This window comes from Tabrizicola sp. (genome assembly GCF_041913445.1).
Taxonomy (GTDB): Bacteria; Pseudomonadota; Alphaproteobacteria; order Rhodobacterales; family Rhodobacteraceae; genus Tabrizicola.
In genome coordinates this window covers 1-24,158 of sequence record NZ_JAYSFG010000027.1, presented here as the reverse complement: position 1 = coordinate 24,158, position 24,158 = coordinate 1, and the positions used below count along the sequence as shown (strand labels likewise).

Genomic DNA, 24,158 nt, shown 5'->3' with positions numbered 1-24,158 from the left:
TCCTAACTCCCTGAAAGTTCAGCGCATCACGAAGGGGTTGGCGATGGGCTCGGATGAGGTGTTGACCCAGATCGTCTTGGGCCGCGTGTAGTCGTAAAGCGCCTGGAACCCGCTTTCGCGCCCATAGCCCGATCCCTTGACGCCCCCGAAGGCCGCGATGGGTGACACAGCGCGGTAGGTGTTGACCCAGACGATCCCGGCGCGAATGGCCTTCGCCACCCGCATCTGCCGCGCCCCGTCCCGCGTGAAGACCCCCGCCGCCAGCCCGTGCTGCGACCGGTTCGCCAGCGCCACGGCCTCCGCCTCGTCCTTGAAGCGCAGGACCGACAGCACCGGCCCAAACAGCTCGGTATCCACGATGGTCAGGTCCGGCGAGGGGCAGTCCACGATGGTCGGCTCATAAAAGGTCCCCCCCAGCGAGGGCTGCTTCCCCCCCGTCAGGACCGTCGCCCCTTCGGTTACCGCCAGCGCCACCTGCGCCTCGATCAGCTTCACCTGAGCCTCCGTGCACAGCGGCCCCATCTGCGTCTCCTCCGCCAGAGGATCGCCAATCCGGATCGCCTTCGCCGCCGCCACCAGCCGCGCCAGGAACTCCTCCGCCACGCTCTCCTGCACGATCAGCCTGGACCCCGCCACGCAGCTCTGCCCCGTCGCCCCGAAGATCCCCGCCATGCAGCCGTTGACCGCGCTCTCAAGGTCCGCATCCTCGAACACCACGAAGGGCGACTTCCCCCCCAGCTCCAGCGACACCTCCGCGAAATTCTCGGCCGAGTTCCGCACCACATGCCGCGCCGTCTGAGGGCCCCCCGTGAACGACACCCGCGCCACCAGCGGATGCGAGGTCAGGACCCGCCCCACCTCGCCATGCCCGCTGATGATGTTGACGACGCCCGCCGGAAACCCCGCCGCTTCGATCAGCTTCCCGAACTCCAGCATCGGCACCGAGGCGTGCTCGGAGACCTTCAGCACCACCGTATTCCCCGCCGCCAGCGCCGGCCCAAGCTTCACCGCCGACAGGAACAACTGCGAGTTCCACGGCACCACCGCCGCCACCACGCCCAGCGGCTCCCGGTTGGTGAAGACCAGCAAATCCGGCTTGTCGATCGGCAGCACCTCGCCCGAAATCTTGTCCGCCGCCCCGGCATAGAAATGGAAGAACTCCGCGATGTACTTGGCCTGCCAGCGCGTCTCCTTCAGCATCTTGCCGGTATCCAGTGTCTCCGCCCGCCCCAGCTCCTCCGACGCCTCCGCCAGCAAATCCCCCAGCTTCCGCAAGCACTTGCCCCGCGCCGAGGGCGTCATCCGCCCCCATTCGCCGGAAAGCGCACGGTCCGCCGCCCGCACCGCCCGGTCCACGTCCGCCGAAGTCGCCTCCGGCACCTCCGCCCAGACCGCGCCCGTGACCGGCGAGACCGACGGGAACACGCCCCCATCCGAGGCGTCCACCCACTCCCCGTCGATCAGCATCTGGCAGCGCTTCAACTCGGCCATCGCACCCTCCCGGCTTTCCCCGTTGATGCCGCGCGCAAATGCCGCATGTTTCCGATTTTTCGCCACCGCCTGACGAAAATCCATAATCCACCCCCGCACCGGAATGGCAAACCCAAACCCCACGGAGGAGCGCATGAAGGAAATCATCGGCGGACCCTTGGTCATCAACGGACGGACGCTTTCGCTGTCGAAAGCCGTCCGCGCGGGCGATTTCGTCTTCCTCACCGGCCAGGTCCCGATGGTGGGTGGCCAGGTCCTGACCAAAGGCAGCATCGAGGACCAGACCCGCGCCTGCCTGGACCGGATCACCGAAACGCTCACTGAGGCTGGCTGCACCCGCGACGATGTCGTGAAAACGATGGTCTGGCTGAAGGACCGCGCCGATTTCCCCGGCTTCAACGCCGTCTACGGCGAGTATTTCCCGACCAATCCCCCGGCCCGGTCCGCCCTCGTCTCCGACTTCCTCGTCGACATCCGCGTGGAAATCGAAGTCATCGCCTGGAAACCGCAATGATCCACCAAGGCACCGCCTACGACCTGACCGGCCCCGAGGACGCCCCGGTCGTCGCCCTGATCCACGGCCTCGGCCTGACCCGCGCCGTCTGGCAGTGGCTCATCCCCGACCTCACGAAATTCCGCGTCCTGACCTACGATCTCATCGGCCACGGTGAAACAGCCCCGCCCGAAGGCGACCCGACGCTGAAAGACCTGTCGGACCAACTGGCCGACCTCCTCGACCACCTGCAAATCGAAAGAGCCGCCATCGTCGGCTTCTCCCTCGGCGGCATGGTCGCCCGCCGCTTTGCGCAAGACCACCGCGACCGCACCACGGCGCTGGTCGTCCTCCACTCCGCCCACACCCGGTCCGAGAAACAGCAAAGCGCCATCCTCTACCGGGTCGACCAGGCGCGTGACCACGGCCCCGAGGCCACCGTCGAACTCGCGCTGCAACGCTGGTATACCGAAGAGGCCCAAGCGACCCGCCCCGACCTGATGGACCTGACCCGCCACTGGGTCCTCGCCAACAAGCGCGAGGTCTACGTCAAGCTATACCGCATCCTCGCGCATGGGGTGGAAGAGATCGTGGCCCCGAGCCCGCCGCTCACCGTCCCGACCCTGGTCCTGACGGGCGACGAGGACACCGGCAACGGCCCCGAGATGAGCATGGCCATCGCCGAGGAAATCCCCCGCGCGCGCCTCGTCATCCTGAAGGGCCTCCGCCACATGGCGCTGGCCGAAGCGCCCCAGGCCGTGAACCGCCCCGTCGTCGACTTCCTGACCGAGGTCCTGCGATGAGCGACCCAAAAGCGCTAAGAAACGCCTTCGGCGCCTTCGCCACCGGCGTCACCGTCGTCACCACGCGCCAGCCCGACGGCACGCCCCGGGGCTTCACCGCGAACAGCTTCACCTCGGTCTCCCTCGACCCGCCGCTCCTCCTCGTCTGCCTCGCCAAGACCGCGCACTCCGCCGAGACCTTCGCGAACGCCCCGCATTTCGCCGTGAACATCCTCGCCGAGGAACAGAAAGCCGTCTCCGGCCTCTTCGCCTCGCGCGCGCCCGACAAGTTCCAGAACTGCGCCTGGACGCCCGGCCCGTCGGACATGCCCCTGATCGACGGCTCCCTCGCCCAGTTCACCTGCGCGAACCACCAGCTGGTCGATGCCGGAGACCACCTGATCCTGATCGGCCACATCCAGCACTTCACGACCACCGAAGGCCAACCCCTCGGCTACTTCCGCGGCAACTACTTCTCCATCGGCATCGAGAAAGACCTCGCCGAAGCCGCCGCCGCCGCAAAAGGCAGCCGTTTGGGGGCGGTTCTGGCATGCGACGGCGGCGTCCTCCTCAAGACCGAAGGCGAGCACCTCCGCCTCCCCCTCGCCCCGCAACCGACGCTCGACAGCCTGACGGACAAGCTCACCGCCCTGGGCCTGCAACCACAGATCGACTTCGTCTACGCCACCTTCGACGACCGCAGCACCGGTGGCCACGCCGTCTATTACCACGGCACCGTCACCGGCCCCCTGCCGCCCGGCTACCGCATCCTGCCGCTGGCCGACCTTTCCGACGCCCCCCTGACCAACCCGGCAGAAGCCGCCATGCTGACCCGCTATGCCGACGACTTCCGCAATGGCAGCTTCTCGATCTACCACGGCACCGAAACCACGGGCCAAACCCGCCAACTCGGCGCTTGACAAGGAACCCAAAGATGTCCCTCCCCGAACTCCGCAAACTGGTCACTTATGACGAGGACACCGTGACCGACGGCGGCCGCGCCTGCACTCCGCCGCTCAGGATGATCGCCGTCGCCGCCGTCGTCACCAACCCCTGGTACGGCCGCGGCTTCGTCGAGGACCTCTCGCCCGAGATCAAGCGCATGGGCCCCGCCTTGGGCAAACTCCTCACCGACCGCCTGATCCGCCTGGCCGGGTCCGGCGACGCCATCGAGGCCTACGGCAAGGCCGCCCTCTGCGGCACGTCCTGCGAATTGGAGCATTGCTCGGCCCTGATCCACACCCTCCGCTTCGGCAATTTCTACCGTGAGGCGGTGGGGGCCAAGACCTACCTCGGCTTCACCAACACGCGGGGGCCGGCCAACACGCAGATCCAGATCCCGCTGATGGACAAGCATGATGCGGGGCGCCGGTCGCACTACCTGACCGTCCAGTTCTCCGTCCCCGACGCCCCCGGCCACGACGAACTGGTCATCGCCCTCGGAGCCTCCCTCGGCGGCCGCCCCCACCACCGCATCGGCGACCGCTACCAGGACCTGAAGGAAATGGGCGGCGAGGTGGACAACCCGGCGGGGGTCTGACGGCCCCTCCTCGTTCGCCTTTGGCTCCTCGTCGGTTGGGTTCCGGCGAGGAGAAACGAAGTGCACGACGAGCCTCTCCGCACCATTGAGGAGAAGCGAAGCGCACGACGAGCGGCACGTCAGAGTGTTAACACCACCCTAACGCCCGCGCCCAACTCCTTGAAATCACTCAGACGGAAACCCTGTCCACCGTGGACAGGTCAGGCGTTGAACAGGAAGTGCAGCACGTCCCCGTCCTTCACCTCATAGGTCTTGCCCTCGACCCGGAACTTGCCCGCTTCCTTGGCGCCCGCCTCGCCGTTCCCGGCGATGTAGTCGTCGTAGGCCACGGTTTCCGCCCGGATGAACCCCTTCTCGAAATCCCCGTGGATCACCCCCGCCGCCTGCGGCGCAAGAGTCCCCTTCGAAATCGTCCAGGCCCGCGCCTCCTTCGGCCCGACGGTGAAATAGGTCTGCAAGCCCAGAAGCGCGTAGCCCGCCTTGATCAGGCGATCCAGCCCCGCCTCGTGCAGCCCCATTTCCTCCAGGAACATCGCCGCCTCGTCCTCGGGGAGTTGCGCCAGCTCCTCCTCGATCCGGGCCGAGATCACGACCGAGGCCGCACCCTGCTTGGCCGCCATCTCTGCCACGCGGGCCGACTGCGAGTTGCCCGAGGCCGCCGAAGCCTCTTCGACGTTGCAGACGTAAAGCACCGGCTTCGCCGTCAGAAGCTGCAGCATCCGCCACTGCTTGCGGTCGTCCGCCGCCACCTGCACCGTCCGCGCCGGCTTGCCCTCATTCAGCACCGCCAGCGCCGCGCGGAGGAGACGGTCCTGGTCCAAAACCTCCTGATCCCCACCGCGCAGCTTCTTGGCCAGCGCGGTCAGGCGACGCTCGATCGATTCCATGTCGGCCAGCATCAACTCCGTCTCGATGGTCTCGGCGTCCGCCACCGGGTCGATCCGGCCCTCCACGTGGGTGATGTCCCCGTCCTCGAAGCAGCGCAGCACATGGGCGATGGCGTCGCATTCGCGGATGTTGGCCAGGAACTGGTTGCCCAGCCCCTCGCCCTTGGACGCGCCGCGCACCAGGCCCGCGATGTCGACGAAGGTCATGCGCGTCGGGATGATCTGCTTCGACCCGGCGATGGCCGCCAGCTTCTCAAGCCGCGCGTCGGGGACCGAGACCTCGCCCACGTTCGGCTCGATGGTACAGAACGGGAAGTTCGCCGCCTGCGCCGCCGCCGTCCGGGTCAGCGCGTTGAAGAGGGTCGACTTGCCCACGTTCGGCAGCCCGACGATGCCCATCCTGAAACCCATGTCACCCTCCGTTGCGCGCGCGGGCTGTCTCTACGGCGCGGACCTTCCCGGCGCAAGCCGGACTTGTCAGTCTCGCTGCAGCTCTGACCGTTCCCGCGACTGGAAGATCAGCAGCCAGGCCAGCAGGATGAACATCGGATGCGTCAGCCCGCCCGAGAAGATGAGTGCGAGCACCCAGATCGGGAAGACCAGGATGCCAAGGAACGGCCGTCCGGTCAGGACGATGGACAGGGGCGGCAGGAGGAGGGCGAGAAGGTAGTTCATGCCACATAGATGGGATGTCCGCGCCCGGTTCCAAGCCCGGCGGCCCGCAAAGCCGCCCATTGATTTCCCCGCGCGGCCCGTGGCAGATGGAGCCGTTGACAAGGGGGAACGCCATGACACGGATCGACGACACCTTCGCGCGGCTCAAGGCCGAGGGGAAGAAGGCCTTCGTCGCCTATATCATGGGTGGTGACCCGGACGAGGCGATAAGCCTCGCCGTGATGCAGGGCCTGCCCGCTGCCGGGGTCGACGTGATCGAACTCGGGATGCCGTTCACCGACCCGATGGCCGATGGTCCGACGATCCAGGCCGCAGGCCAGCGCGCGCTGGAGGGGGGCATGACGATGGATAAGGTCCTGGCCATGGTCCGCGCCTTCCGGGCGGGCGACCAGAAGACCCCCATCGTCCTCATGGGCTACTACAACCCGATCTATTCGCGGGGTGTCGACCGTTTCCTGGCGGACGCCAAGTCTGCCGGGATCGACGGGTTGATCGTCGTCGACCTGCCGCCCGAGGAGGATGACGAGCTTTGCATCCCCGCCCAGGCGGCGGGCCTGAACTTCATCCGCCTCGCGACCCCCACCACGGACGACAAGCGCCTCCCGAAGGTCCTGCAGAACACCTCAGGTTTCGTCTACTACGTGTCGATCACCGGGATCACCGGGGCCGCCGCCGCCCAGGCCGGGGACGTGGCGCCGGAAGTGGCACGGATCAAGCGGTCCACGAGCCTCCCGATCATCGTGGGCTTCGGGATCAACACGCCCGACCAGGCCCGAGCCATCGCAAGCGTCGCGGATGGTTGCGTCGTGGGTTCGGCGATCGTCAAGGACATCGGCGCGGGCGTCCCGGTGGCCGAGGTCTTGGCCAAGGTCAAGGCGCTCGCCGCGGGTGCGCATTCGGCCTGACCGGCGCGCCCGAGGGCCAAATTTCTTGAGGAAGAAATTTGCCAAGAATTTTGCTTAAAATTCTTGGGCGAACGGCCGGGTTGCCCCGGCCGCCGCTCTCTCAGGCCCAGCGCTGGATCGGCTCGATCCGGGTGACCGTTCCGGCCTCGCGTCCCGTCGGGTCGATATAGGTCAGCCTTCCGACGTCGTGCGCGATTTTCCAGGACCCCTCGGGCCCGCCCGACCAGGCGACATGATAGCCGTCGTCCAGCTGGTGCCATTCGCCGTTCATCGGCGCCTTGCCGGGCAGCACCATCTGCGCCAGACCACCGGCACCGAAACTCATCCGGGCGTCCTCTCCCTGGCCGATGTCGACGTGATGCGTGAAGCCCGGCAAAAGCACATCCAGCACCGATTTTCCAAGAACCGTCATGACAATATCCTTTCATCGCGCCGCCGTGGCAGGGGCGCTTGGCAACCGACCGGAATTGGTCTAGTAGCTTGACTATCGGCAGTGCATTGCATATTGTCAAGTCACTTGACCATTGGGGGCAAGGATGGTCCCGGACCACATCGGCTGGACGCTCTGGCAGGCCACGCAGGCCTGGCGGCGCGAGTTCGTTGCGGCAATGGCTGCCGCCGGTCACAGCTGGTTCGCCCAGGCGCGCGGCAACCTTCTGGTCCACATCGGTCCCGACGGCATCCGGCAGGGCGACCTGGCCGAGAAGGCGGGGCTCACCAAGCAGGCCGTCCAGCAGTTCGTGGACGAACTGGAGGCCGACGGCATCGTCAGGCGCAGCCCCGACGAGACCGACGCCCGCGCCCGCCGGATTACCCTCACCCCGGCCGGAGAGGCCGCGATGCGCGACGCCGACCGGATCAAGCTCCAGATCGAGGCCGCTTGGCGGGCAAGGCTTGGCAGCGACGCCTTCGACCAGCTGGAGGCTCTACTCCGAAGGGCAATCGGGCGCTAACCCCCGCGCCATCACCTTCCACATTCCGGCCACCACCGTCAGCTCTGCCGCCAGACACTCGACAGGAGCAATCGGATCGCAAAGAAGCGACCCCGCATTTCCATTGCGCCGCGCCCCGCGGATTGGTAACCAAAGATGACCAATCCGGAGGCTGCCCATGCCCGTCATCACCTGCATCGAGGACCTGAAGCGCCTGCACCAGAAGCGCACGCCGAAGATGTTCTGGGACTACTGCGAAAGCGGCAGCTATACCGAGCAGACCTTCCGCGAGAACACTTCCGACTTCGCGCAGATCCGCTTCCGCCAGCGCGTCGCCCGTGACCTGTCGGGCCGCGTCCTCGAAAGCACGATGGCGGGGCAGAAGGTCTCCATCCCCGTAGCGCTGGCCCCCGTCGGCTCCTGCGGGATGCAGCACCCCGACGGCGAGATCCACGCCGCCCGCGCCGCCGCGAAATTCGGCGTGCCCTTCACGCTCTCCACCATGTCGATCTGTTCCATCGAGGACGTGGCCGCCGCCAGCCCCGACCCGTTCTGGTTCCAGCTTTACGTGATGACGGACGAGGATTTCGTCGACGCCGCCATCGAACGCGCCCGGGCCGCAAAGTGCTCGGCCCTGGTCCTGACCTTGGACCTCCAGATCCTCGGCCAGCGCCACAAGGACCTGAAGAACGGGCTGTCGTCGCCGCCGAAGCTGACGATCCCCAACATCATCAACATGATGACCAAGCCGCGCTGGTCGATGGGGATGGTCCGCACCCCCCGCCGCCAGTTCCGCAACATCGTGGGCCATGTGAAGGGCGTGACCAACCTCGCCGACCTTGCGGCCTGGGCGAACGAGCAGTTCGACCCCAAGCTCGACTGGGCCAAGGTCGCCCGCATCCGCGACCAGTGGAAGGGCAAGTTCATCCTGAAGGGCGTCCTTGACCCCGAGGACGCCAAGATGGCCGCCGACATGGGGGCCGACGCGGTGATCGTGTCGAACCACGGCGGGCGGCAGCTCGACGGGGCGCTCAGCTCTATCCGCATGCTCCCCTCCATCGTGCGCGCCATCGGCGACCAGACCGAAGTCTGGCTCGATTCCGGCATCCGCTCCGGCCAGGACGTGCTGAAGGCGCTGTCGCTTGGGGCCAAGGGCACGATGATCGGCCGCGCCTATATCCACGGCCTCGGCGCGATGGGCGAGGCGGGCGTGACCAAGGCTCTGGAGGTGATCAAGAAGGAAATGGACATCACCATGGCCCTCTGCGGCGAACGCGATGTGAAGAACATGGGCCGCCACAACGTGCTGGTGCCAGAGGATTTCGAAGGCCGCTGGGCCTGACACCCCGCTCGTCGTCCGCCTTCGACGCTCCTCGCTGCCCCCCACGACGAGAAGCCGAAGGCGGATGAGGAGCTTCTTGCTATTTGATCAAATTCCGGCATAAACGCAGCGACAGTTCCCGGGGCCTGCCATGACTGCCGAAACCATCGCCGGTATTTCCACCGACCGCCTGACCGCTTTCGCCAAGCGCGAGGCCGAAATCTACGCCAAGGCCCGCCCCAAGGCGCTGAAGGCGCTCAAGGACGGCGCCGGCACCTTCCTGGGCGGCGTGCCGATGCACTGGATGGCCGACTGGCCGATGCCGCACCTGCCCCTGGTCGCCAAAGCTCACGGCGCAAGGATCGAGGATATCGACGGCCTGACGCTCGACGACTTCTGCCTCGGCGACACCGGGTCGATGTTCGGCCACTCCCCCGCGCCCGTCGCCAAAGCCATCCGCCACCAGGCCCGCCGCGGCCTCACCTACATGCTGCCGACCGAGGCCGCGCTCGACGCCGGTCGCCTTTTGACCGACCGTTTCGGCCCCTTCCGCTGGCAGATCGCCACCACCGCCACCGACGCCAACCGCTTCGCCCTCCGCGTCGCCCGCGCGATCACCGGCAAGCCCAAGGTCCTGGTGTTCAACGGCTGCTACCACGGCACGGTAGATGACACCTTCGTCTCCCTCGAAAACGGCAAGACCGTCAACTCCCCCGGCCTCCTCGGCCAGGTCAACGACCTCACCCAAACCGCCGTCTGTGCCGAGTTCAACGACCTCGCCTCGGTCGAGGCCGCGCTGGCCAAAGGCGACGTCGCAGCGATCCTGACCGAGCCGGTGATGACCAACTCCTGCATGGTCCTGCCCGAGGCTGGCTTCCACGACGGCCTCCGCCAATTGTCGAAGAAATACAACGCGCTCCTCATCATCGACGAGACGCACACCATCTCCTCCGGCCTCGGCGGCTACACCCGCGTCCACTCGCTCCGCCCCGACATCTTGGTCGTCGGAAAATGCGTCGCGGGCGGCATGCCCACCGCCGTCTGGGGCCTCACCGACGAGACCGCGAAGCGGTATCACGAGGCCGACGCCAGGCGCGAGCCCGGCCGCACCGGCATGGGCACCACGCTCTCCGCCAACCCGATGCAATTCGCCTGTCTGGTCGCCAACCTGTCCGAGGTCATGACCCCGGACAACTACGCCCACATGGAGAAACTGGCCGAACGCCTCTCCCACGGCCTCGCCAGGATCATCGACAAGCACCAGGCCCCCTGGCATGTCGTCCGCGTCGGCGCGCGGGTAGAGTTCATCTGCGCCCCCGGCCCGCTCAAGAACGGGACGCAAGCCGGCTACGCCCACCAGCCCCAAGTCGAGGCCGCGATCCACACCGGCCTGATCAACCGCGGCACGCTCATCGCGCCGTTCCACAACATGATGCTGATCAGCCCGGCAACGAAGAAGGCCCAGGTCGACCGCCTGATCGCCAGCTTCGACGCCATCCTGACCGAACTCTTCAAGGCCAACTGACATGACGAACAGCCCCTCCGGTTCCACGCCAGCCGAGGCGCAAGCCTTCCTCGACGCCCATCCCGAGATCGAGGCTTTTGACATTATCCTGCACGACGCCAACGGAATTGGCCGGGGAAAGATCATCCGTCGGCATGAGCTTTTGTCTTTTTACAACAACGGCCGCCATCTTCCGATCTCCATCCTCGGCCTCGACATCTGCGGCGAGGATGTCCACGAGACGGGCCTCATCTGGGACCAGGGCGACGGCGACCTGCGCGCCTGGCCGATCCCGGGCACGCTGAAACCCCTGCACAACACCCAGCCCCCGCGCGGCGAGGTGTTCATGTCGATGTACACCCTCGACGGCGCGCCGATGACCTCGGACCCCCGCCACGCCCTGCAGCGGCAGGTTGACCTCCTCGCGCAAGACGGCCTCCACCCCGCAGGGGCGTTCGAGCTGGAATTCTTCCTCCTCGACCCCGAACGCGGCCCCGACGGCAAGATGCAGCCCGCCCGCGACGTGCTGGACCGCCGCTCAAGCCGCAAGACCGAGGTCTACTCGGTGGACCACCTGCACGGGATGCTGCCGCTCTTTTCAGACATCTACGCCGGCGCCGCGAAAGCCGGGATCAAGGCCGAGACGCTCATCTCCGAATACGCCCCCGGCCAGTACGAGCTAACGCTGCACTACCGCGAGAACGTCATGCAGGCCGCCGACGACCTGATGCGCCTGAAGCGCATCGTCCGGGCGCAGGCCCGCGCGCATGGCGTCGTCGCCTGCTTCATGGCCAAGCCCAACGAGAACTACGCGGGCTCGGGCATGCACTTCCACGTCTCGCTTCTGGACGACAAGGGCAAGAACGTCTTCATCGAGAAAGACGAAGGCAAGTGGAACCCCACCATCCTCCACGCCCTCGGCGGCCTGAAGGCAACGATGGGGGAATCGATGCTGGTCTTCGCCCCCCACGCCAACTCCTGGCGCCGGTTTGCGAGCCAATCTTATGCGCCGGTCTCCCCCACCTGGGGCGTCAACAACCGCTCCGTCGCGCTGCGCATCCCGGCGGGGGACATCAAGGCCCGCCGCATCGAACACCGCCCCGCAGGCGTGGACGCCAACCCCTACCTCGTGGCCGCCACCGTCCTCGCAGGCGTCCGCAAGGGCCTGAAGGAACAGATCGACCCGGGCCCGGAAACCACCGGCAACGGCTATGAGGACGAATCCGGCGCCGAAATCCCCGCCGACTGGAAATCCGCCATCGACGCCGCCAAGCGCTCCACCTTCCTGCAGGACGCGCTGGGCGAGGACATGCACCGCACCTTCACCGCGATCATGGCCGCCGAATATGCGCGCGTGATGCGCACGGTCAGCGAGGTGGACTTCGACCTGTACCTGCACACGGTCTGACCACAGGGGCCGATTTCTTCAAAGAAATCGGTCCGGATCCTTCAAAGGATCCGGCTCACCGCCCACCGGCAGGCCCCGGAACAGACCGGCACGCCCCGCGCAATCGCCGCCGCGATGATCCCAGGCACCCGCGCGTCCAGCCCCACCGGCGGCAGGATGCGCCCGGTGAACCCTGCCTCAGCAAGGGCCGTCGGAATGTCCTCGCTTACATGCCCACCCTCGGCCGCGAAGAACGGCAGGCAGACTCCGCCCCGCCCGGTCAGCGACGACAACTGCGGCTCCTGATCGATGAACCCCGCCGCGACCTCGGCCCCAGCCTCCCCGGCGATCCGCCCGGCGACATGCACCGCAATGTCCGACGGCACCGAGGACTTGAACGACCCATGCGCCGCAAGGATCACCTCGCGCACCCCGGCCTCGCGCACCAGGGTCACGCAAAGATCATGCACCGCAGGATCACACCCGAACGGCTCCAGAACGGTCCAGCCGACGGCCCCCACCTCGGCCAACTTCTTCGGGATCTGCACCTTGGTGAACCAGCCCCCCGCCATGAACATCGGGAAGACAACGCCCCCCGGCCGCCCGGCCACGGCCCGCGCAATCGCCCCCTCCTCGGCCAGCGTCGCCGCCCCGACCGACCATCCGGGAAGCAGAGCCTCCACTCTCGCTGCCAAGGCCTCCAGCGCCGCCCCGGCAGGGCGGGGGTCCGAGGGTTGGCCGTGGGCCACGATCAGGGCATGCTTCATCATGCGCCGATAGGTGACGCGCAAAGCGCCGGGGTCAACCCCGGTCTACGGCATCCGACTCGCGATATAGCGGGCGAAGTCGTAGTTCGGCCGCTCCAGGTGGCTCAGCGCCCCTGGGCTGGACATCCCCGCGCAGAGGCCCTTCCAGACCTTCTCGACGCAGCCCTTGTCCTCGACGTTCACGTCGTCCAGAAGCGCCTTGACCGATGCCAGATGCGCCTCGGCCTCGGGATCGGCCATCCACTCCGCGCTCATCCCGCCACCGAACAGCACCCGGACCGAGCCAGGACCGTCGGGCGTCAGCGACAGGTACCAAAAGTACCCCGGCGTCAGCGTGATCAGCAAAGCGGGGTAGATCGCCAGAAGCCAGGTGATCCGCCGGTCATCCCCCTGCAACACCGTGTTCGACGGATGCGCCAAGGCCAACGGCACCAGGTCGTTCTTGATGATCCAGTGGTAGTTGAACGCCTCTTCGCCCTCGGGGCATTCCATCTTGTTCAGGTCCGACGCCCCGCCGATGGTCCCGGCATGGCAGACCGGCAGGTGGTAGCTTTCCATGAAATTCTCGGCCAGGACCTTCCAGTTCGTGTCCCAGCGGAACTCCTCCCGGAAGACCTCGCGGTAGTCCTGCATCGGCAGGTGGCCCACCAGCCGATCCACCCCCGCCAGCCGTTCCGCCACCGGGGGCGCGTCCGGATTCAGCGTCACCATGATCCAGCCCTGCCAGTCCTCCACCCGAACCGAAGGAAGCTTCACGTCTTCCTTGCAGAACCCCTCGTTCCGCGCCATCGCGGGCGCACCCCTAAGCGACCCGTCGAGGTTGTAGGTCCAGGCGTGGTACGGGCAGACGATCGACCGCACATTCCCCCGGCCTTCCAGCAAAGTGCTCATCCGGTGGCGGCAGACGTTGGACATGCCGCGCAAGACGCCCTCGCGGTCGCGCAGGATGATCACCGGCTCTCCGGCGATGACCATCGTCAGGTAGTCGCCAGGGTTCGGCAAGGCATCCGCCCGGCCCGCGCAAAGCCACTCACGCGCGAAAATGTGCTCCTCCTCGGCCTTCGCGAAATCCGGCGAGGTGTAGACCGACTTCGGCATCGCCCGCGCCCGTTCAAAGGGGACCGAGACATTGGCGCGCAGTTCCGCGATGGCAAGCGTGGGGTCGTGCTGGGTCATGGGGGCCTCCTGCCGCCAGCTTGCGCCCCGACGGCCCGCCGTTCCAGCAGAAATCCGACAGCTTCAGGGGAAATGCGCCCTGATCGCCGCCGCGAAAGCCTCGGCCAGCTTGGGGTTCGCCTCGGCATCATAGTGGATGCCATCCACCGGAGACACCTTGACCACCTGCCCCGCATCCAGGAACGGCACGCCCACCCGCTTCGCCGCCGCTTCCACCTCGGCGGCCAGCCGCTGCGACTTCGCCGCCCCGCCCGCGAACATCTCCTTCAGACAGCCCACCTCGATGATCGGCGGCGGGGCGACCAGCAGCACCTCCGGGGCCTTGCCCCCCGGCCCGCAATCGCTGGCCCGGATGACGCGCACCACCCGCTCCAGCGAATGACCGATGTCCGCGGCGTTGACCGAAAAGCGGGGCTTCAGGTCGTTGGTACCCAGCATGACCAGTACCACGTCGATGGGCTTGTGGCTTTCCAGAAGCGCCGGCAGGACGGTCAGGCCGTTGCGATGCTCGCCCTCGACCGGGTCGTCGTGGACCGTGGTCCGCCCGGGGTGCCCCTCCGTGATGACCTCCCACTCCGGCAGCAGCTTCGCGAGGCGTCCGGCCCAACGCTCATCGCGGTCGAACCGACCCGCACCGTCCAGGTCGGGCATCGGAATCGTGCCGTGCGTGTTGCTGTCGCCGAACAGCAGGATCGTTCTGGTCATGGCTACCTCCCCATCGATTTTCCCCAGCCTAGCCGCCCCGTCCGCAGTCTTGAACGAGAAAAGCATTGCCAGAAGCTGATTGACGTACCTCAGCCTGCGTCGGATACTTGATGCCGGAAACCTGGAGCCCGCCTTGCGGCCAACTGTCAACGATATCGCCCGCGAGGCTGGGGTCAGCCTTGCCACGGTCGACCGCGTCCTGAATGCCCGGCCCGGCGTTCGCGAAAAGACCATCCGCGCGGTGAACGAGGCCATCGCCAGGCTGGGCTATGTCCGCGACCTGACCGCCGCGAACCTGGCGCGGGGCCGCTCCTACCGCGTGGCCGTCCTGCTACCCGACACGGAAAGCCAATTCATTCAAAGCCTTGCCGAGGCGCTGACCGAGGCCGGCTCTGCCGCCGCCACCAGCCGGACCGAGCTGAAGCTGCACCGCTTCCCCGCCGAGGACCCGCATGCGCTGGCCGCCCTCCTCGCCACCCTCGTCCAGCGGGATTATGTCGGTGTGGCACTGATGGCCCCCGAGACACCCGTGGTGCGGGACGCGGTCCGGTCCCTGCGCGCCAAGGGCATCCCCGTGGTGGCGCTGGTCTCCGACCTGCCCAACGCCGACCATTTCGTCGGGATCGACAACCGCGCCGCTGGACGGACCGCCGGCGTGATGATGGGCCGCTTCCTTGGCGGAGGCCCCGGGCAGGTCATGGTCCTTGGCCAGTCGCTTCTGGCCCGCGACATGATCGAACGCCGCCGCGGTTTTGACGAGGTGATGCAGCGCGACTTTCCCGGGCTTGAGGTCCTTCAGTCGCTGGAAACCCACGGCTCTCCCACCACCCTCCGGCAGGTGGTGGCCGAGATGCTGGGCAATGCGCCCCATGTCAGGGGAATCTACGCGATGGGCGGCGGAAGCCGGACCTTGACGCAAACCCTTGATGATATGGGGCTTTCCGGGAAGCTGACCGTCATCTGCCACGAACTGACCCCGCACGTCCGCATCGCGCTGGAACGGGGCAGCATCACCGCCGTCATCACTCAGAACATCGGACACCTCGCCCGATCCACCCTTCGCGTGCTGCGCGCCAAGGCTGACAACCAGCCGCTGGACGAGGGTCAGGAACAAATCCGAATCGAGATCGTCCTGCGCGAAAACCTCCCCGCCCTGCCCGATTCCACCCGCCAGGTTTCCGACGACAAGGCCTCCTGAGGCCATCTCAAATCGCTTTGACACAGGCGCGTCGAGGAAAATGAGGTACGTTCCTCAAAAATGCTTTACAGGTCCCTTTGACCCTGCCTATGGTCACCGCAATCCAAAGAAGGCCCGGCCACGGGTCCATTTCCATCAAACCGGGAGGAACGCATGAAACGGACGTCACTCGCCGCCTCGGCGGCCATCGCGCTGGTCTGGGCAACACAAGCCAGCGCTCAAGGCAGCGAACTCACCCTCTGCTGGGCCGCCTGGGACCCGGCCAACGCGCTGGTCGAACTGTCCAAGGACTTCGAGGCGCAGTCGGGCATCAAGATGAACTTCGAGTTCGTCCCCTGGCCCAACTTCGCCGACCGTATGCTGAACGAGCTGAACTCGGGCGGGCAGCTCTGCGACCTGATGATCGGCGACAGCCAGTGGATCGGCGGCGCGGCCGAGAACGGCTGGTACGTCAAGCTGAACGACTTCTTCGCCGCCGAAGGCATCTCGATGGACGCCTTCGTCCCCGCCACGGTGACCGGCTACTCCGAATGGCCGAAGAACACGCCCAACTACTGGTCACTCCCCGCTTTCGGCGACGTGGTCGGCTGGACCTACCGCAAGGACTGGTTCGAGCGTCCCGAAATCCAGGCCGCCTTCAAGGAAAAGACCGGCCGCGACCTGACGCCCCCCGCAACCATGGCGGAACTGAAGGAAGTGGCCGAATTCTTCCAGGGCCGCGAGATCGACGGGAAGACCGTCTACGGCGCCTCGATCTACACAGAGCGCGGGTCCGAAGGCATCACCATGGGCGCGATGAACGTCCTCTATTCCTTCGGCTTCAAGTACGACAACCCGGAGAAGCCCTACGAGATGGAAGGCTTCGTCAACTCTGACGGCGCCGTCGCGGGGCTGGAGTTCTACAAGTCGCTTTATGACTGCTGCGTCGCGCCGGGCACGTCTAACACCTACATGGGCGAAGGCATCGACGCCTACAAATCGGGCCAGGTCGCGCTCCAGATGAACTTCGCCTTCACCTGGCCGGGCTTCGAGGTCGACCCCAACGTGGGCGGCGGCAAGACCGGCTACCTGGTGAACCCGGCCGGCCCGAACGGCGAGAAATTCGCCCAGCTCGGCGGTCAGGGGATCAGCGTCGTCGCCAACACCGACAACATGGACGGCGCGCTGGCCTACATCAAATGGTTCGCCCAGCAGGACGTGCAGCAGAAGTGGTGGTCGATGGGCGGTTTCTCCTGCCTGCGCGCCGTGGTCGAGGACCCGGCCTTCGCCACCAGCCAGCCCTACGCGCAGACCTTCCTGGACAGCATGGCCATCGTGAAGGACTTCTGGGCCGAGCCGTCCTACGCCTCGCTCCTCCAGGCGAGCCAAGCCCGCATCCATGAATATGTGGTCGCCGGCAACGGCACCGCGAAAGAGGCTCTGGACGGCCTGATCGCCGACTGGACCGAAGTCTTCGAGGACGAAGGCAAGCTCTAAGCCCCCCACCCTGCCCCTCTCCCGCGCGGGGAGGGGGGCACCCTTCAAACACCTTCCCCCAATCACCAAAGGGGGTAGGCTGGGGACCTATTCCCCGACGGAACCCGGATCATGGCAAACCCCATCGACATCGCGGCCCAAGCCACCCCGCCGACCCTTGCCCGCAAGGTGCGCGGGCTCTCGGACCGCACCATCGCCTGGATCTTCGTGGCCCCCACGATCTTCCTTCTCCTCGCGATCAACATCTTCCCGCTGATCTGGACCGTCCGCCTCTCGTTCACCAACTACGCCGCCAACAAGCCCAACGCCGAAGTCAAATGGGTCGGCCTGCGCAATTACGAGCGCATCCTGACCGATGAGGACATCTGGTCGAACATGACCACCACGGCGCATTTCCTGATCTGGACGATCTTCTTTCAGGTCCTGATCGGCTTCACGCTGGCCTGGCTCATCAACCGCAAGTTCAAGGGCAACGACCTGCTGACCACGCTGATCGTGCTGCCGATGATGCTGTCCCCCGCCGTCGTGGGCAACTTCTGGACCTTCCTCTACCAGCCGCAGATCGGCGTGGTGAACTACATCGTCGAATTCTTCACCGGCATACCGGCCGCCAGCTTCTCGATGCTCGGCCCCGGCGGGCTGGCCCCCTGGTCGATCGTCATCGTCGACACCTGGATGTGGACGCCCTTCGTGATGCTGATCTGCCTCGCGGGCCTTCGCTCGATCCCCGACTACATCTACGAGGCCGCCGAGGTCGACCGCGCCTCCAAGTGGCGGCAGTTCTGGACGATCACCGTGCCGATGGTGCTCCCCTTCCTGATGCTCGCCGTCCTCTTCCGCGGCATCGAGAACTTCAAGATGTTCGACATGGTCAACCTTCTGACCGGCGGCGGTCCGGGCAGCGAGACGCTGCTCACCTCCATCGACCTCAAGCGCGAGGCCTTCGAGAAATGGCGCACCGGCTATTCCTCGGCCTACGCGATCATCCTCTTCGTCACCGTCTTCGGCCTGGCCTCGATCTACGTGAAGGCGCTCAACAAGGTGAAGGAGCGGTGATGTCCCACGCATTCACCCTCGCCCCGGCCCCCCACCCCCAGCCCCTCCCCACGCGGGGGAGGGGAGCCTCCCGGCCCCTCCGTCTTGCGCAGGCGCATCCATCCCGCGCCTCCCTCCCCCCGCGGTGGGGGAGGGCTGGGGTGGGGGGGACCCGCCGCCAGCCAAGTGCACACCGCCAATTCAGGAGCGCCCAGATGAGCGCCGTCCATCCCTTGAAATCACCGACCTTCACCGCTCCTCGCCGCGCTGCCCGGTGCATGATCGCGACGCTCCGGCCGGTGGCCTCGATCATCTCCGCGACCGTCACCCCAGCCCCCCACCCCCCGCCCCCCCCCCCCCCCCGGGGGGGGGGGGTTGCTGGGGGGCGGCCCCCACGCCACCAGCCAAGGGCGCCCCGCCAGACATGGAGCGCACCAATGAGCGCTTGTTCCATAACCAAAGCCTCGAGCTGGGTCGCCTCCGCTCACTTTCGCTCCTCCCGCGCGCTTCGGACGCTGCCCTCGATCATGACCACCGCCGTCGCCCCCCACCCCCAACCCCTCCCCACCAGGGGGAGGGGAGCCTCCCCGGCCCGGCCCTTGGGCTTGACAGCCACCGCCAAGCTCCTGCCTCCCCCCGCGTGGGGGAGGGATGGGGTGGGGGGGCACCCGGCCCGAAAAGGAGCGCGCCCATGAGCGCCTATTCCGTCACCGAACCCTCCAAGGCCTCGAAATGGGTCGCGGCCGGCCTTGTCACGCTCTACACGGTCATCACCCTTCTGCCGCTCGTGTGGATCATCTCCACCAGCTTCAAGACCGGCCCGGACTCGATCTCCTACCCGCCGAAGGTGTTCTTCGACCCGACGGTCGAGGGCTACGTGAACCTCTTCACCACCCGCACCCGCCCCGCCGTGTCGGAACTCGAAGCGCTACCCCCGCCCGAAGGCCTGATGGAGGAAATCGCCCGCCGCCAGGGCACCATCATCACCGGCCCGTCGCGCTTTGGCGAACGCTTCCTGAACTCGGTCATCATCGGCTTCGGCTCCACGGCGCTGTCGATCTTCCTCGGCACCCTCGCGGCCTACGCCTTCAGCCGCTTCAAGGTCCCACTCAAGGATGACCTCCTCTTCTTCATCCTCTCCACCCGGATGATGCCCCCCATCGCCGTCGCGATCCCGATCTACCTGATGTACCGGGAACTTGGCCTCTCCGACACGCATCTCGGGATGATCCTCCTCTACACCGCGGTGAACATCTCGCTCGCCGTCTGGCTCCTGAAGGGCTTCATCGACGAGATCCCGCGCGAATACGAAGAGGCCGCCCTGATCGACGGTTACACCCGCTTCCAGGCCTTCCGCAAAGTCGTCCTGCCGCAGGCGGCCACCGGCATCGCCTCGACCGCGATCTTCTGCCTGATCTTCGCCTGGAACGAATACGCCTTCGCCGTCCTCCTGACCTCCGGCAACGCCCAGACCGCGCCGCCCTTCATCCCGACGATCATCGGCGTGGGCGGCCAGGACTGGCCCGCCGTGGCTGCCGGGGCGACGCTGTTCCTCCTCCCCGTGATGATCTTCACTATCCTCCTCCGGAAACACCTCCTGCGCGGGATCACGTTCGGAGCCGTGCGCAAATGACCCGGCCTTTCATCTTTGCCCAAATATCCCCGCCGGAGGCATCCGCCCCCAGCCACCCGCCCACTCACCTGGAAAGGAGCGCCTGATGACAGCTTTCTTCAACGGCCTCCTCCGGCTCCGCCGCGGTCCGTGGGAGATGCTCGCCACCATCCTGATCGCCCTCGGCGTCGTGATGCTGATGCAGCCCTTCTTCCTCTGGGCCTACACCTGGTCCTTCCTCGTGACCCTCGTCGGCACCGTGATGTTCATCATCACCAGCCACTTCCCGGAATAGACATGGCCGAAATCGTCATCCGCAACCTCCGCAAGGAATTCGGCGCCTTCACCGCCGTCAAGGGTTCCAGCTTCACCATCAAGGACGGTGAGTTCTTCATGCTCCTCGGCCCTTCCGGCTGCGGCAAGACCACGACCCTGCGCATGATCGCGGGCCTCGAACTTCCCACTTCCGGCGAGATCCTGATCGACGGTGAGGACGTCAGCCAAAAGCCCGCCTCCCAGCGCGACATCGCGATGGTCTTCCAGATGTTCGCCCTCTACCCGCACATGAACGTCCGCAAGAACATCGCCTATCCCCTTGTTTCCCAGGGCGTTCCCAAGGCCGAAGTGCAGCGCAAGGTCGCCGAGGTCGCAAAGATTCTCCGCATCGACCACATGCTCGACAAACCCGTCGGCGGCCTGTCGGGAGGCGACCGCCAGCGCGTCGCCCTCGGCCGCGCCATCGTGCGGAACCCCAAGGCCTTCATGATGGACGAACCCCTTGGCGCCCTCGACGCCGAATTCCGCGAGATCATGGCCGAGGAGCTCCGCGCCCTCCACGACCGGATGCACGCCACCACCGTCTACGTCACCCACGACCAGCTGGAAGCCATGCAGATGGGCGACAAGATCGTCGTGATGAACCATGGCGTCGTCGAGCAGTTCGGGACCCCGCAGGACATCTACGACCACCCCGCCACGCTCTTCGTCGCCGACTTCATCGGCAGCCCCGCGATGAACTTCCTGCGCTTCGACGGCACCGCCACCGCCGGGGCCGAGAGCGTCACTTTGGGAGACACCCCCATCACCCTCCCCCAACTCCAGGAACCCGCCAGCGGCCAACTGGTCCTCGGCGTCCGCCCCGAACACGTCGCCCTTTCCGACACGGGCGCGATCAAGGGCCGGATCGAGGCCACCGAATACCTCGGCACCACCCAGATCGTCACCCTCTCCACCCCCTTCGGCCCCGTGAAAGCCCGCACCCCCTCCACCACGCCCGCAAGGCCCGGAGACCTCACCGGCCTCCACCTCAACGCCCCCCGCCTCTCGCTCTTCGACGCCACCACCGGCCGCGCCGTCCGCACTGCCGCCAACGCCGGGGTCCATCATGGCTGAGGTCGAACTCTCCCACCTGTCGAAATCCTTCGGCGCCACCAAGGCCCTGCAGGACGTCACCATGACCATCCCCTCGGGAGCCTTCGTCGTCCTCCTCGGCCCCACGGGCGCCGGCAAGACCACCACCCTGCGCCTGATCGCCGGCCTCGACAAACCCGACGCCGGTGACGTCCGCATCGCCGGCCAGTCCGTCCTGCAAGACACCCCCGCCCAGCGCGACGTGGCGATGGTCTTCCAGCAATACTCGCTCTACCCCCACCTCACCGTCCGCGACAACCTGGCCTTCCCGCTCCGCTCCCCCATGATCGCGATGCCCGAGGACCAGATCGCCAAGCGCGTCGCAGAAGTGGCCGAGGTCCTGCGGATCCCCCACAAGCTCGACAACAAGGCCACGGCGCTTTCCGGCGGAGAGATGCAGCGCGTCTCCATCGGCCGCGCACTGGTTCGCAACCCCCGCATCTACCTGATGGACGAACCCCTCTCCTCGCTCGACGCCAAGCTCCGCGCCGACCTCCGGATCGAGCTGAAGCGCATCCACCACGACCTCGCCGCCACCTTCCTCTACGTGACCCACGACCAGATCGAGGCAATGACCATGGCCACCCACGTCGGCGTCCTCGACCACGGCAAACTCGTCCAGTTCGGCACCCCGCGCGAGATCTACGAAAACCCCGTCACATCCTACGTCGCCTCCCGCCTCGGCCAGCCGCACATCAACCTCCTGCCCGCCGATGCCTTCGGAAACGCCCCTCCAAACGCCGCCCAGATCGGCCTCAGACCCGAACACATCCACGTCGGCGACGGCCAGCCCGCCACCATCCAAAGGGTAGAACACCTCGGCGACCAGACCCGCCTCCACCTCTCCCTCGGGCTGCACAGCCTCATCACCCTCACCGAACCCCACACTGCCCTCAAACCGGGCGAAACCCTCCTGATCCGCCCCCACAACCCCCTCTGGTTCGACGCCTCCGGCAACCGCATCTGAAAGGCCAACCCCATGAAACAGTTCATGAACTCGCGCGAGAGCCTCGTCACCGAAGCCATCGACGGCCTCCTCAGAACCTCCGGCGGCAAGCTCGCGCGCCTCGATGGCTACCCCCACATCCGCGTCGTCATCCGCACCGACTGGGACCGCTCCAAGGTCGCGCTCGTCAGCGGAGGCGGCTCCGGCCATGAACCCTCGCACGCCGGTTTCGTCGGCCAGGGGATGCTCACCGCCGCCGTCTGCGGCGACGTCTTCGCCTCGCCCTCGGTGGACGCCGTCCTCGCCGGCATCCTCGCCGTCACCGGCAAGGCCGGCTGCCTCCTCATCGTGAAGAACTACACCGGCGACCGCCTGAACTTCGGCCTCGCCGCCGAGCGCGCCCGCGCCTTCGGCCTCAAGGTCAGCATGGTCATCGTCGACGACGACGTGGCGCTGCCCGACCTCCCCCAGGCGCGCGGCGTCGCCGGAACCCTCTTCGTCCACAAGATCGCCGGGGCCATGGCCGAATCCGGCGCCGACCTCGACACCATCACCGCCGCCGCCACCCAGGTCATCAAGGGCGCCATCTCCATCGGCATGTCGCTCGACACCTGCACCGTCCCCGGCTCCCCCAAGGAAGACCGCATCAGCGCCGGAAAAGCCGAACTCGGCCTCGGGATCCACGGCGAGGCCGGGATCGAACAGGTCGACTTCTCCGGCGCCCGCTCCGCCATGCAGATGGTGGCCGAAAAACTCCTGCCCCACACCGGTCCCGGCGACCACGTCGCGCTCCTCAACAACCTCGGCTCCACCACGCCGCTCGAAATGTCCGTCCTCGCCGAAGAACTCGCCCGCTCCCCCTTGGGCGGGAAGGTCAAATGGATGATCGGCCCCGCCCCCCTGATGACCTCGCTCGACATGCACGGCTTCTCGGTCTCGCTCCTCCCCGTCGACCACGCCCAGGTCACCTCCCTCGCCGCCCCCGTGGCCCCCCATGCTTGGCCCGGCCTCTCCCCGTTCGGACAGGTCGTCGTCAAACCGCTCCCCGACGGCCTCGCGCCGATCCAGCCGGTGCCAAGCGCCCACCCCGCCCGCCGCGCGCTGATCGAGCGCTGCTGCAAGGCCCTGGTCGCCGTCGAAGCCGACCTCAACACCCTCGACGCCAAGTCGGGAGACGGCGACACCGGCAGCACGCTTGCCGGGGCCGCCCGCGCCCTCCACGCCGCCCTCGACCGCCTCCCCCTCGCCGACCCTACCCAACTCTACCGCGCAATCGGCATGGAACTGAGCCAGACCATGGGCGGCTCCAGCGGCGTCCTCCTCGCCATCTTCTTCGCCGCCGCGGGCGACGCGAGCGCCTCCGGCAAGACCTGGATTGGCGCGTTGACCGCAGGTCTGGACCGAGTGATGCAAGTCGGCGGAGCCGCCCCCGGCCACCGCACCATGATCGACGCCCTCGCCCCCGCCCTCGCCGCCCTGCCCAACGGAGTGGCGCAAGCCGCCAAAGCCGCCCGCGAGGGCGCCAACGCCACCGCCCAGATGACCCGCGCCAAGGCCGGCCGCGCCAGCTACCTCGCCGCCGACAAGCTCAAGGGCCACAATGACCCGGGCGCAGAAGGCGTCGCGCGACTGTTCGAGGACCTCGCCAAGGGCTGACACCGCGCCCCGCCCCAGCTGTCATCTCCCGCAGGCAGGCATTTATAGCGACAAGCCCGCGCCATCGTAGGCCAGAGTGCACAGTTGGAAGCTGCACTTGAGGGCTAACCTCTTATCCCTTTCACCTGGCCCCAAATATCCCACGGGGGTCCGGGGGTGTGAAACCCCCGGCCGCCAGCCAGAGGCGACTCCCTTGCGGCCCCCAGGACCGAACCCCAGCCCCTGGCGCCCCCTCTCCCCTCGGGGGAGAGGGTCGGGGT

The 24,158-nt window shown here is 66.9% G+C and carries 24 protein-coding genes; 17 read left to right on the top strand and 7 right to left on the bottom strand.

Features of this window, described 5'->3' with window-relative positions:
• Positions 1-18 precede the first annotated feature (18 nt).
• Positions 19-1,491 (bottom strand): aldehyde dehydrogenase, encoded by a 1,473-nt coding sequence (locus tag ACE3Q6_RS20085; protein ID WP_374436401.1) that lies wholly within the window; start codon positions 1,489-1,491, stop codon positions 19-21.
• A 133-nt stretch (positions 1,492-1,624) separates the two neighbouring features.
• Between ACE3Q6_RS20085 and ACE3Q6_RS20080 the strand changes: the two genes are divergently transcribed.
• The 4 genes from ACE3Q6_RS20080 to ACE3Q6_RS20065 are packed head-to-tail and all read left to right on the top strand — an operon-like array spanning position 1,625 to position 4,306.
• A complete protein-coding gene (locus tag ACE3Q6_RS20080) occupies positions 1,625-2,005 on the top strand; it encodes a RidA family protein (RefSeq protein ID WP_374436398.1) in 381 nt (126 codons plus the stop codon).
• Positions 2,002-2,787, top strand: coding sequence for an alpha/beta fold hydrolase (locus ACE3Q6_RS20075; RefSeq protein WP_374436396.1), 786 nt, complete (start codon positions 2,002-2,004; stop codon positions 2,785-2,787). Before ACE3Q6_RS20080 ends, ACE3Q6_RS20075 begins: the two co-directional genes overlap by 4 nt.
• A complete protein-coding gene (locus ACE3Q6_RS20070; protein WP_374436394.1) occupies positions 2,784-3,686 on the top strand; it encodes a flavin reductase family protein in 903 nt (300 codons plus the stop codon). The genes ACE3Q6_RS20075 and ACE3Q6_RS20070 overlap by 4 nt, the downstream gene beginning before the upstream one ends.
• 14 nt (positions 3,687-3,700) lie before the next feature.
• Positions 3,701-4,306, top strand: a complete 606-nt coding sequence (locus ACE3Q6_RS20065; RefSeq protein WP_374436392.1) for an amino acid synthesis family protein — start codon at positions 3,701-3,703, stop codon at positions 4,304-4,306.
• A 200-nt stretch (positions 4,307-4,506) separates the two neighbouring features.
• On the opposite strand, the gene ychF is transcribed toward ACE3Q6_RS20065, so the two are convergent.
• Both ychF and ACE3Q6_RS20055 read right to left on the bottom strand, forming a co-directional pair.
• Positions 4,507-5,604 carry a redox-regulated ATPase YchF gene (ychF, locus tag ACE3Q6_RS20060; RefSeq protein ID WP_374436390.1) on the bottom strand — a complete coding sequence of 366 codons (1,098 nt, stop codon included), beginning with the start codon at positions 5,602-5,604 and terminating at the stop codon, positions 4,507-4,509.
• Between the two features lie 66 nt (positions 5,605-5,670).
• Positions 5,671-5,868, bottom strand: coding sequence for a hypothetical protein (locus tag ACE3Q6_RS20055; RefSeq protein WP_374436388.1), 198 nt, complete (start codon positions 5,866-5,868; stop codon positions 5,671-5,673).
• Between the two features lie 113 nt (positions 5,869-5,981).
• On the opposite strand from ACE3Q6_RS20055, the gene trpA reads away from it, so the two are divergent.
• Positions 5,982-6,773, top strand: a complete 792-nt coding sequence (trpA, locus tag ACE3Q6_RS20050; RefSeq protein ID WP_374436386.1) for a tryptophan synthase subunit alpha — start codon at positions 5,982-5,984, stop codon at positions 6,771-6,773.
• 100 nt (positions 6,774-6,873) lie between these two features.
• On the opposite strand, the gene ACE3Q6_RS20045 is transcribed toward trpA, so the two are convergent.
• The gene (locus tag ACE3Q6_RS20045; protein WP_374436384.1) at positions 6,874-7,185 is read right to left on the bottom strand and encodes a hypothetical protein; all 312 of its coding nucleotides are present in this window, start codon (positions 7,183-7,185) and stop codon (positions 6,874-6,876) included.
• 124 nt (positions 7,186-7,309) lie between these two features.
• On the opposite strand from ACE3Q6_RS20045, the gene ACE3Q6_RS20040 reads away from it, so the two are divergent.
• The 4 genes from ACE3Q6_RS20040 to ACE3Q6_RS20025 all read left to right on the top strand — a co-directional run bounded on the left by ACE3Q6_RS20040 (position 7,310) and on the right by ACE3Q6_RS20025 (position 11,938).
• Positions 7,310-7,726, top strand: coding sequence for a MarR family winged helix-turn-helix transcriptional regulator (locus ACE3Q6_RS20040; RefSeq protein ID WP_374436382.1), 417 nt, complete (start codon positions 7,310-7,312; stop codon positions 7,724-7,726).
• 157 nt (positions 7,727-7,883) lie between these two features.
• A complete protein-coding gene (locus tag ACE3Q6_RS20035) occupies positions 7,884-9,047 on the top strand; it encodes an L-lactate dehydrogenase (protein WP_374436381.1) in 1,164 nt (387 codons plus the stop codon).
• A 130-nt stretch (positions 9,048-9,177) separates the two neighbouring features.
• Positions 9,178-10,551, top strand: coding sequence for an aspartate aminotransferase family protein (locus ACE3Q6_RS20030; RefSeq protein ID WP_374436378.1), 1,374 nt, complete (start codon positions 9,178-9,180; stop codon positions 10,549-10,551).
• Position 10,552: 1 nt separating this feature from the next.
• Positions 10,553-11,938 (top strand): glutamine synthetase family protein, encoded by a 1,386-nt coding sequence (locus tag ACE3Q6_RS20025; protein ID WP_374436377.1) that lies wholly within the window; start codon positions 10,553-10,555, stop codon positions 11,936-11,938.
• A 41-nt stretch (positions 11,939-11,979) separates the two neighbouring features.
• Here ACE3Q6_RS20025 and ACE3Q6_RS20020 read toward each other — a convergent pair whose 3' ends face one another.
• From ACE3Q6_RS20020 to ACE3Q6_RS20010, 3 genes are all read right to left on the bottom strand, one after another.
• Positions 11,980-12,687, bottom strand: a complete 708-nt coding sequence (locus tag ACE3Q6_RS20020; RefSeq protein ID WP_374436375.1) for a sirohydrochlorin chelatase — start codon at positions 12,685-12,687, stop codon at positions 11,980-11,982.
• 42 nt (positions 12,688-12,729) lie between these two features.
• Positions 12,730-13,860 carry an aromatic ring-hydroxylating dioxygenase subunit alpha gene (locus tag ACE3Q6_RS20015; RefSeq protein WP_374436373.1) on the bottom strand — a complete coding sequence of 377 codons (1,131 nt, stop codon included), beginning with the start codon at positions 13,858-13,860 and terminating at the stop codon, positions 12,730-12,732.
• A gap of 63 nt (positions 13,861-13,923) precedes the next feature.
• The gene (locus ACE3Q6_RS20010) at positions 13,924-14,565 is read right to left on the bottom strand and encodes an SGNH/GDSL hydrolase family protein (RefSeq protein WP_374436371.1); all 642 of its coding nucleotides are present in this window, start codon (positions 14,563-14,565) and stop codon (positions 13,924-13,926) included.
• Between the two features lie 133 nt (positions 14,566-14,698).
• Between ACE3Q6_RS20010 and ACE3Q6_RS20005 the strand changes: the two genes are divergently transcribed.
• From ACE3Q6_RS20005 to ACE3Q6_RS19970, 8 genes are all read left to right on the top strand, one after another.
• Positions 14,699-15,763 carry a LacI family DNA-binding transcriptional regulator gene (locus tag ACE3Q6_RS20005; RefSeq protein WP_374436369.1) on the top strand — a complete coding sequence of 355 codons (1,065 nt, stop codon included), beginning with the start codon at positions 14,699-14,701 and terminating at the stop codon, positions 15,761-15,763.
• A gap of 153 nt (positions 15,764-15,916) precedes the next feature.
• Positions 15,917-17,239: an ABC transporter substrate-binding protein gene (locus ACE3Q6_RS20000; protein ID WP_374436367.1), complete on the top strand. Its 1,323-nt coding sequence runs from the start codon at positions 15,917-15,919 to the stop codon at positions 17,237-17,239.
• A gap of 108 nt (positions 17,240-17,347) precedes the next feature.
• Positions 17,348-18,295: a carbohydrate ABC transporter permease gene (locus tag ACE3Q6_RS19995; RefSeq protein WP_374436425.1), complete on the top strand. Its 948-nt coding sequence runs from the start codon at positions 17,348-17,350 to the stop codon at positions 18,293-18,295.
• A 670-nt stretch (positions 18,296-18,965) separates the two neighbouring features.
• Positions 18,966-19,907, top strand: coding sequence for a carbohydrate ABC transporter permease (locus ACE3Q6_RS19990; RefSeq protein ID WP_374436365.1), 942 nt, complete (start codon positions 18,966-18,968; stop codon positions 19,905-19,907).
• Positions 19,908-19,992: 85 nt separating this feature from the next.
• The gene (locus ACE3Q6_RS19985; protein ID WP_374436363.1) at positions 19,993-20,181 is read left to right on the top strand and encodes a hypothetical protein; all 189 of its coding nucleotides are present in this window, start codon (positions 19,993-19,995) and stop codon (positions 20,179-20,181) included.
• Between the two features lie 2 nt (positions 20,182-20,183).
• Positions 20,184-21,278 carry an ABC transporter ATP-binding protein gene (locus ACE3Q6_RS19980; RefSeq protein WP_374436360.1) on the top strand — a complete coding sequence of 365 codons (1,095 nt, stop codon included), beginning with the start codon at positions 20,184-20,186 and terminating at the stop codon, positions 21,276-21,278.
• Positions 21,271-22,263, top strand: coding sequence for an ABC transporter ATP-binding protein (locus ACE3Q6_RS19975; RefSeq protein ID WP_374436358.1), 993 nt, complete (start codon positions 21,271-21,273; stop codon positions 22,261-22,263). Before ACE3Q6_RS19980 ends, ACE3Q6_RS19975 begins: the two co-directional genes overlap by 8 nt.
• A 12-nt stretch (positions 22,264-22,275) precedes the next feature.
• A complete protein-coding gene (locus ACE3Q6_RS19970; RefSeq protein ID WP_374436355.1) occupies positions 22,276-23,898 on the top strand; it encodes a dihydroxyacetone kinase subunit DhaK in 1,623 nt (540 codons plus the stop codon).
• Positions 23,899-24,158: the final 260 nt, after the last annotated feature.

Coding starts and splice junctions, on each gene's coding strand:
- ACE3Q6_RS20030 (WP_374436378.1), top strand. CDS start 9,178: ATGACTGCCGAAACCATCGCCGGTATTTCCACCGACCGCCTGACCGCT.
- ACE3Q6_RS20055 (WP_374436388.1), bottom strand. CDS start 5,868: ATGAACTACCTTCTCGCCCTCCTCCTGCCGCCCCTGTCCATCGTCCTG.
- ACE3Q6_RS20010 (WP_374436371.1), bottom strand. CDS start 14,565: ATGACCAGAACGATCCTGCTGTTCGGCGACAGCAACACGCACGGCACG.
- ACE3Q6_RS20075 (WP_374436396.1), top strand. CDS start 2,002: ATGATCCACCAAGGCACCGCCTACGACCTGACCGGCCCCGAGGACGCC.
- ACE3Q6_RS20070 (WP_374436394.1), top strand. CDS start 2,784: ATGAGCGACCCAAAAGCGCTAAGAAACGCCTTCGGCGCCTTCGCCACC.
- ACE3Q6_RS20045 (WP_374436384.1), bottom strand. CDS start 7,185: ATGACGGTTCTTGGAAAATCGGTGCTGGATGTGCTTTTGCCGGGCTTC.
- ACE3Q6_RS19970 (WP_374436355.1), top strand. CDS start 22,276: ATGAAACAGTTCATGAACTCGCGCGAGAGCCTCGTCACCGAAGCCATC.
- ACE3Q6_RS20015 (WP_374436373.1), bottom strand. CDS start 13,860: ATGACCCAGCACGACCCCACGCTTGCCATCGCGGAACTGCGCGCCAAT.
- ychF (WP_374436390.1), bottom strand. CDS start 5,604: ATGGGTTTCAGGATGGGCATCGTCGGGCTGCCGAACGTGGGCAAGTCG.
- trpA (WP_374436386.1), top strand. CDS start 5,982: ATGACACGGATCGACGACACCTTCGCGCGGCTCAAGGCCGAGGGGAAG.
- ACE3Q6_RS19985 (WP_374436363.1), top strand. CDS start 19,993: ATGACAGCTTTCTTCAACGGCCTCCTCCGGCTCCGCCGCGGTCCGTGG.
- ACE3Q6_RS20000 (WP_374436367.1), top strand. CDS start 15,917: ATGAAACGGACGTCACTCGCCGCCTCGGCGGCCATCGCGCTGGTCTGG.
- ACE3Q6_RS20025 (WP_374436377.1), top strand. CDS start 10,553: ATGACGAACAGCCCCTCCGGTTCCACGCCAGCCGAGGCGCAAGCCTTC.
- ACE3Q6_RS19990 (WP_374436365.1), top strand. CDS start 18,966: ATGAGCGCCTATTCCGTCACCGAACCCTCCAAGGCCTCGAAATGGGTC.
- ACE3Q6_RS20085 (WP_374436401.1), bottom strand. CDS start 1,491: ATGGCCGAGTTGAAGCGCTGCCAGATGCTGATCGACGGGGAGTGGGTG.
- ACE3Q6_RS19975 (WP_374436358.1), top strand. CDS start 21,271: ATGGCTGAGGTCGAACTCTCCCACCTGTCGAAATCCTTCGGCGCCACC.
- ACE3Q6_RS20020 (WP_374436375.1), bottom strand. CDS start 12,687: ATGATGAAGCATGCCCTGATCGTGGCCCACGGCCAACCCTCGGACCCC.
- ACE3Q6_RS20040 (WP_374436382.1), top strand. CDS start 7,310: ATGGTCCCGGACCACATCGGCTGGACGCTCTGGCAGGCCACGCAGGCC.
- ACE3Q6_RS20080 (WP_374436398.1), top strand. CDS start 1,625: ATGAAGGAAATCATCGGCGGACCCTTGGTCATCAACGGACGGACGCTT.
- ACE3Q6_RS20035 (WP_374436381.1), top strand. CDS start 7,884: ATGCCCGTCATCACCTGCATCGAGGACCTGAAGCGCCTGCACCAGAAG.
- ACE3Q6_RS20065 (WP_374436392.1), top strand. CDS start 3,701: ATGTCCCTCCCCGAACTCCGCAAACTGGTCACTTATGACGAGGACACC.
- ACE3Q6_RS19980 (WP_374436360.1), top strand. CDS start 20,184: ATGGCCGAAATCGTCATCCGCAACCTCCGCAAGGAATTCGGCGCCTTC.